The sequence below is a fragment of the Jatrophihabitans sp. genome (assembly GCF_051960575.1).
In the GTDB taxonomy this organism is placed as follows: domain Bacteria; phylum Actinomycetota; class Actinomycetes; order Mycobacteriales; family Jatrophihabitantaceae; genus JBQCEE01.
Map to the genome: position 1 here is coordinate 1 of NZ_JBQCEE010000047.1, position 4853 is coordinate 4853.

Genomic DNA, 4853 nt, shown 5'->3' on the forward strand with positions numbered 1-4853 from the left:
GAGGTGTCACCGCGGGAGGTCCCACGGCGTGGTGTGCGCCTGCTGGATGGTCCTCGACTAGCCCTGACGCTGCTTGTGGCGCAGGTTCTCGCAGATGACCATGACCCGACCGTGGCGACGGATGACCTTGCACTTGTCGCAGATCGGCTTCACGCTCGGCTTGACCTTCACGGTCGCGGCCTTCCTGGTTCGGTGATGGTGCGGCGGCTTACTTGTAGCGGTAGACGATGCGTCCGCGGGAGAGGTCGTAGGGCGACAGCTCGACGACGACGCGGTCCTCGGGGAGGATCCGGATGTAGTGCTGCCGCATCTTGCCGCTGATGTGTGCGAGCACCCGGTGCCCGTTGCTCAGTTCCACCCGGAACATCGCGTTGGGCAGGGGTTCGACCACGCGGCCTTCGACCTCGATGGCCCCGTCCTTCTTGGGCATGTCCTCCGCTTTTCTGCTGCCGACTGACTACGCTCGGCGCCGGACGAACCACACCGCCACCGTGCGGTGGACAGGCAGAACGGATTCGGCAGGCGCCAACCGACGAGTCTACCCAGACGATGTGCCCGGCGCCAAAAGCCGCCGCCGGCGCTCAGGCCGCCACACCAGCGGGACGACCAGCGCCAGTGCGATCCCGAGGCTGACCAGCGAACCCGACGCGCGTCCGGCGAGGGCCAGGGCGGCACCGGCAGCGAGCACGACGCAGGCCGCGCGGGCCAGCCGCAGCGTGGCGGCCGTGCGCCGGCGGACGGCGCACACCAGCAGCAGCACGGCCGCTGCGACCAGCAGCACCCGCGCCGAGGTCGAGTACCCGTGCAGCACCGAGCCCGGGACGTACGAGCCGGGCGTGGACGTCGGCTCGTAGCAGAGGTCGCCCGCGTCCGCGTAGGTGCACGTGCCGGGGTCGTAGGACGGCAGCGTCAGGTAGCCGGACGTGCGCGACCACACCAGTCCCAGCGGCAGCACCGCGAGCAGCGACGCCAGCGCGAGCCGGGCGGACGTGCCGAGCCGCACCCGCCTCACCAGGACGGCGTCCCGCCGGCCGCTCCCCCGTCGGGCGGCTGCGACCGCCACGCGGCCGCCACGCCGGCGAGGACGCCGATCGTCGTGACCAGCGAGGTGTTCGAGCCGACCGCCGGCAGCACGAGCAGCACCCAGAACAGGCCGAGCAGGCCGGCGCCGACCAAGGCCAGCTGCGGCGCCCGCGGACCGCGCAGGCCGAACGCGGGACCCCACGCGCCGGCCGCGGCGAGCACGGCGCCCACCAGCGCCAGCCCGCCCCAGGCGTTCACCGAGTCCCAGCCCGTGCGGCCGTCCTCGCTCACCGACAGTCCCACGACGATGCCGAGGACGGAGACCAGCCCGAGCACCCCCACCATCGGCCTGGTGGGCGTGGCCGCCGGCAGCTGCTGTGTCGCCGGCGCCCAGCCGCCCGGCGGGTAACCCGCCGGCGGGAGGCCCGGCTGCTGGGCCGGCTGCTGCTGGAACGGCTGCTGGGGCGGCGGCACCTGCTGCTGCGGCGCCTGCGGCGGCGGGACGGGCTGGCCCGGGTACTGGCCGGGCGGCTGGTGCGGTGACGACATGATCGACAGCCTAGGAGTTCCGGGCCCGCACACCGTCGCCGAGCACCGACCGTCCCTGATCGGTCACCACGCACGCCGGCGGCGGGCGTGTGTGGCCACGCTGCGGGCCGACGCGCCAAGCAGACACCCGCAGCGTCGCCACACACAGCCACACACAGCCACGCGCCGAGACCACGACACCCCGCGCCGGACGCGGGCCGGGACCGATCAGGCCGCAGCGGCCGAGACGGCGACGCCGCGGCGCTCGAGCTCGTCCCGGCCGCCGTCGACCGCGGTGAGCACCCACGGGCCGTCGTCGAGGATGGCGACCGTGTGCTCCCAGTGCGCCGCCCACGAGCCGTCGACGGTGGTGACCGTCCAGCCGTCGTCCAGCTCCTGCGTCTCGCGCCGGCCGAGGGTGATCATCGGCTCGATCGCGAGCGCCATCCCGGCCTCGAGCTTCGGCCCCTTGCCGGGACGACCGTAGTTGAGGATGTGCGGCGCCATGTGCATGGCCGAGCCGATGCCGTGCCCGCCGTACTCGGCGACGATGCCGTACTTGCCGGCCCGGCGGATCGACGTCTCGACGGCGTGCGAGATGTCGGTGAGCCGCGCGCCGGCGTGGGCGGCGGCCAGGCCGTCCCACATCGCGGCCTCGCAGGCGGCGGACAGCGCGGCCACCTCGGGCGCGACCTCACCGACCGCGACGCTGATCGCCGAGTCGCCGTGCCAGCCCTCGACGATCGCGCCGAAGTCGATCGACACGAGGTCGCCCTCGCGCAGCCGCTCGTCGCGCGACGGGATGCCGTGCACGATGCGGTCGTTCACCGACGTGCAGACCGTGGCCGGATAGCCGTGGTAGTTCAGGAAGTTGGACGTCGCCCCGTGCCGCGCGAGCACTTCGCGGGCCACGTCGTCGAGGTCGGCCGTCGAGGCGCCCGGGACCGCCGCGGCCTTCATCGCCGCGAGGGCCTCGGCGACGACCAGACCGGCACGGCGCATCAGCGCGAGCTGCTCGCGCGTCTTCAGCTCGATGCGTTCGGGCAGCCGGCGCATCAGGCGTAGGGCGTGAGGGCCGTGATCGCGCGCTCGGTGACGTCTTCGACGGCGCCCTGCGCGTCGATGGTGACCAGCTGGTCGCGTCCGCGGTAGAACTCGATCAACGGCTCGGTCTGCATCGAGTAGACCTCGAGCCGGTGCCGCACCGTCTCGGGCTTGTCGTCGTCGCGCAGGAACAACGCGCCGCCGCACTTGTCGCAGACGTCCTCGACCTTCGGCGCGTCATACTCGACGTGCCAGACGTGGCCGCACTGCTTGCACGTGCGCCGGCCCGAGAGCCGCTTCACGACCTCGTCGAAGTCGACCTCGAGATCGAGCACGACGCCCAGCGCGACGCCGAGCTCGGTGAGGATCTCGTCGAGCTTGCCGGCCTGTTGCACGTTGCGCGGGAAGCCGTCGAGCAGGAAGCCGTTCGCGGCGTCGGGCTCGGCCAGCCGGTCTTTCACCATCGCGTTGGTGACCTCGTCGGGCACCAGGTCGCCGGCGTCCATGTAGCTCTTGGCGAGCTGCCCCAGCTCGGTGCCGCCCGAGACGTTCGCGCGGAAGATGTCGCCGGTCGAGATCTTCGGGATGTCGAAGTGCGCCGCGATGAACTCGGCCTGCGTCCCCTTGCCCGCACCAGGCGGGCCCACGAGCACCAGCCTCACCGCAGGAAGCCCTCGTAGTTGCGCTGCATGAGCTGGCTCTCGATCTGCTTCACGGTGTCGAGCGCGACGCCGACCATGATCAGCACCGCGGTGCCGCCGAACGGGAAGTTCTGGTTGTTGCCGCTCGTGATGCTGAAGAAGAAGTTCGGCAACACCGCCACGATGCCGAGGTACACCGAGCCGGGCAGTGTGATGCGGGAAAGCACGAACTGCAGGTACTCAGCCGTCGGCCGGCCGGGCCGGATACCGGGGATGAAGCCGCCGTACTTCTTCATGTCCTCGGCCCGCTCGACGGGGTCGAAGGTGATGCCGACGTAGAAGTACGCGAAGAAGATGATCAAAAGGAAGTAGGTGCTGAGATACACCCACGACTGCTGGTTGATCAGGTAGTTGTTGACGAACTTCGCCAATCCCTTGTTGCTGTTCGTCCCGTTGGTCAGCTGACTTATCAGCTGCGGGATATAGAGCAGCGACGAGGCGAAGATGACCGGGATGACACCAGCCTGGTTCACCTTGAGTGGCAGGTAGGTGGACGTGCCGCCGTACTGCCGGCGGCCCCCCAAACCTTTCGCGGATTTGACAGGGAAGCGCCGGTGCGCCAGTTCCACAAACACGACCCCCACGATGATCGCCAGGCCGAGCAGGCAGATCAGCGTGAAGATGAACGCGCCGGCGTTCTACAGGATGACGTGACCCTCGCTCGGGATCCGGGCCGCGATCGAGGTGAACATCAGGACGCTCATGCCGTTGCCGACGCCGCGGTCGGTGATCAGCTCGCCCAGCCACATGATGACGCCGGTGCCGGCCGTCATGCAGACGACCATCGTCGTGAGCGTCCACATGTCCGCGTGGTAGAGAATCGAACCCTGGCAGCCCGGGAACAGCTGACCGGACCGGGCCAGCGCGATGAAGCCGGCCGCCTGCAGGACGGCCAGTCCGATGGTCAGGTACCGGCTGTACTGGGTCAGCTTCTGCTGGCCCGCCTGGCCTTCCTTCTTCAGCTGCTCGAAGCGTGGGATGACCACGACGAGCAGCTGGATGATGATGCTCGCCGTGATGTAGGGCATGATGCCCAGCGCGAACACCGACAGCTTGAGCAGCGCCCCACCCGAGAACAGGTTGATGAGCGAGTAGATGCTCTTGCTGTTCTGGGACGCGCTGGACAGGCAGTCGTTGATCTGGTGAACGTTGGTGTTCGGGGTGGGAATCGACGCGCCGAGCCGGTACAGCGCCAGCATGGCCAGCGTGAACAACAGCTTCTTGCGCAGGTCCGGCGTCCGAAACGCCGACGCGAACGCCTTCAGCACGTAATTCCTCCTGGGCGGTGCTGTTCAGGTACCGAAAATCGGCTGACCCGGCCGTGTCACGCGTCCGGTGCCGGCCGCGGCCAGTGATCGGCCCAGGCTAACAGCCGGACGGCGTGTCACAACTTGGTGGCCGAGCCGCCCGCGGCGGTGATATTCTCGCGAGCGGACTCGGAGAAGGCGTTCGCCGTGACGTCCAACTTGACCGAAAGCTCGCCGTTGCCAAGCACCTTGACCGGCTCGCCCTTGCGAACGGCGCCGGCGCCGACCAGCTCATCGATCCCGACCGAGC

At 69.6% G+C, this 4853-nt stretch carries 7 protein-coding genes and 1 pseudogene; all 8 read right to left on the bottom strand.

Annotated elements, in window-relative coordinates:
- Positions 1-57: 57 nt before the first annotated feature.
- Positions 58-171 (bottom strand): 50S ribosomal protein L36, encoded by a 114-nt coding sequence (rpmJ, locus tag ACTHMS_RS02285; RefSeq protein ID WP_015883600.1) that lies wholly within the window; start codon positions 169-171, stop codon positions 58-60.
- A gap of 37 nt (positions 172-208) precedes the next feature.
- On the bottom strand, positions 209-430 hold the full coding sequence (gene infA, locus ACTHMS_RS02290; RefSeq protein ID WP_440305058.1) for a translation initiation factor IF-1: 222 nt from the start codon (positions 428-430) through the stop codon (positions 209-211).
- Positions 431-538: 108 nt separating this feature from the next.
- Positions 539-1012: a hypothetical protein gene (locus ACTHMS_RS02295; protein WP_440305059.1), complete on the bottom strand. Its 474-nt coding sequence runs from the start codon at positions 1010-1012 to the stop codon at positions 539-541.
- Positions 1009-1572 carry a hypothetical protein gene (locus ACTHMS_RS02300; protein WP_440305060.1) on the bottom strand — a complete coding sequence of 188 codons (564 nt, stop codon included), beginning with the start codon at positions 1570-1572 and terminating at the stop codon, positions 1009-1011. Before ACTHMS_RS02300 ends, ACTHMS_RS02295 begins: the two co-directional genes overlap by 4 nt.
- A 207-nt stretch (positions 1573-1779) precedes the next feature.
- The gene (gene map / locus ACTHMS_RS02305) at positions 1780-2607 is read right to left on the bottom strand and encodes a type I methionyl aminopeptidase (protein ID WP_440305061.1); all 828 of its coding nucleotides are present in this window, start codon (positions 2605-2607) and stop codon (positions 1780-1782) included.
- Positions 2607-3257: an adenylate kinase gene (locus ACTHMS_RS02310; protein WP_440305062.1), complete on the bottom strand. Its 651-nt coding sequence runs from the start codon at positions 3255-3257 to the stop codon at positions 2607-2609. The genes map and ACTHMS_RS02310 overlap by 1 nt, the downstream gene beginning before the upstream one ends.
- A pseudogene (gene secY / locus ACTHMS_RS02315) lies at positions 3254-4564 on the bottom strand (preprotein translocase subunit SecY). The gene ACTHMS_RS02310 and the pseudogene secY overlap by 4 nt, the downstream one beginning before the upstream one ends.
- Before the next feature lie 116 nt (positions 4565-4680).
- Positions 4681-4853, bottom strand: a 173-nt coding sequence (locus ACTHMS_RS02320; protein WP_440305063.1) for an uL15 family ribosomal protein, incomplete at its 5' end; no start/stop codon positions are given.